The organism is Bacillus sp. SRB_8, from assembly GCF_003264205.1.
GTDB classification, from domain to species: domain Bacteria; phylum Bacillota; class Bacilli; order Bacillales; family Bacillaceae_G; genus Bacillus_A; species Bacillus_A mycoides.
The window spans coordinates 1-2,144 of the sequence record NZ_NADT01000115.1; the positions used below are offsets into that span (position 1 = coordinate 1).

General features: G+C 31.1%; 2 protein-coding genes. One reads left to right on the forward strand and one right to left on the reverse strand.

Translation table 11 applies throughout. From position 1 onward, the window contains the following. Positions 1-225: 225 nt before the first annotated feature. Entirely contained in the window at positions 226-420 is a 195-nt protein-coding gene (locus B5P40_RS32115) for a hypothetical protein (RefSeq protein ID WP_113710537.1), read from the reverse strand. Positions 421-1,635: 1,215 nt separating this feature from the next. On the opposite strand from B5P40_RS32115, the gene B5P40_RS32120 reads away from it, so the two are divergent. Next, on the forward strand, positions 1,636-2,144 hold a 509-nt coding region (locus B5P40_RS32120; protein WP_220089776.1), incomplete at its 3' end, for a T7SS effector LXG polymorphic toxin.

The following is a 2,144-nucleotide window of genomic DNA, read 5'->3' on the forward strand; positions in this document are numbered from 1 at the left end:
ATTGCATCCAACCCAATTCTCCTAATATAAAAAAAAAAAAAAAAAAAAAAAAAAATAAAAAAAAATAAAAAAAAAGAGGTTAAAACATCCAAAAAAAAAAAAAAAAAAAAAAAACTAGATCCACACTAGTTTTTTACATAATCACTTATTATCGGAAATTACTTTTAAAAGTTTCTCCAATTCTTGTTCTCCATCTTAAAAAGTTTTCTATTTATAAGAATTGAATTAAATATTATTTGTCTGTTTTCTCTTTATGTTTAACAAACACCAAACTAAATAGCCCAATAAATAACCATCTACAATAGAAAGTCCTAGACTTATTAATAGATTCCAACCTAAATGAAGAGAAACCAATAAAGAAAGTAATCCTCCAACTATGCCACCTAAAACACCGATCGTAAATTTCATCTTATCAGTCATATGTGTCCTCCATATAATCAATAAATTTCATACCAAAATTATATATTACTAATTAAAAATATACAATTTTATGTAATTTTTTCTTAATATTGTATTTATGTGAAATTGACATAACACCACTTATCAGCAGTCCATGTATCTAGAAACCTAGAAAAGTTTCTTCAGAAGATCTGAAGAGGTTTTTTGTTCATATAGGGAACCCGCTACATGCCCCTATTGGATTAACTATATTAGTAAAAAAAGAAAAACAAACAAATGCAATTACACTATTACTTATTATCATTTATTTACAAGAAGTTATTAATTTTAATGCATCTTTCATTCTGTTTTTTTTCGACTACCTCCAATAATTATACCAATGGCTAATCCAATAATCATACCAATAACTAAATCCACAAGTATCCTCCCATATAGGGGTCCCACCAACTTTTTAACCCTTTTATACATTAAGATATTTTCTACCATGTAATGATACGTAATCACCTAAATCTGTTCATTTTGTATCATTAACAAGAAATGTTGGGGGTACCCCACTTTTATATATTTTATACAACCCTAGTTACCATAAGTCCCGTTATTGGAAGTAAAGCAAACACCTCCTGTTCCGAGAGAGGTTTGCTTTACTTCTGTTTGTTATCTTCTAAAAGTTTGATAATCTGTTCATTCTGTTTAACCTGTTGCTCGGAGTTATTTCTAATCAGTCGAAGATTGTCCCAAATCAGAATGAGAAACACGAGTAGAATCATTGCGATCAATATAGAAAGCATAATATCTCTCCCTTTTTTCTAATTGTACCATTCAGAAGAAATGATTTGATACAAAAAATGGATGTATATTCCATACATGTCAGATTAACATAACGTCTCATTATCGGTAGCAAATAAAAAGCGAAATCTATTGATATAACTAGGATTTCGCTTTTTACTTATTTATCATCCTATGCATGATTTTATACATGGTTGATATAGCGGGGATTCTAGGGATCCTTGCTATTCTTTTTTTGCATAAAATCTTGTATAACATTCCTATAAAAACCAATGACGAGATTTGTCATTGGTCTTTATTTGTATTTTAAATGTATATCCCGTATCGAAAACGCTCCATTTTGATGCTTTTTTGATTTGTTTTGCTATACTTGATTGATTTTTTAAAAGCTTTTATTAAAGGGGAATGACTGCAACCCTGTTACTACCACTAGAAAGAGAGACGAATTAAATGGGATTTCATGTAGATTTAAAAGAATTCAATGAAGTACTGGCCAAACTCCAAAAAGACACCAGTAAAACAAATAATCAACTTGAACAAGCCCAAAGAGCATTGAATGGTATTATCCAGGCCGATGCCATGCAGGGTGCAACAGGAAATGCGATTGTCAACGACATCAATAATAACCAAAGTGCAGTTGTGACTGGGTTGAAAGTTACCAATGAATTTCTCATTGCGGAAATGTTGACAACTTTAAAGGAATTTCAGTCAACAACGGGAGAAAGTGATGAGAATGCGGTTATTCTGGAAGATGCATTACTGCAAACACAAAACAAACTTTCCAATCTCCAACCCAAGAAACATGAAATGGATAGTCGCATCTCTAATATTTACAACAGCGTGAACGATTTGATTTCATTGAGTATGCCGAGAAGCCAGTTTGATGAAAAACTGGTTGCAGCCAGTAAAGAACTAGAGGATACGATTCAAAAAGTACAGCAATTTGAAAGCAAAAAAGC

Bases quoted from the DNA above. Each gene is read 5' to 3' on its own strand.
- B5P40_RS32115 (WP_113710537.1), bottom strand. From the start codon at position 420: ATGACTGATAAGATGAAATTTACGATCGGTGTTTTAGGTGGCATAGTT.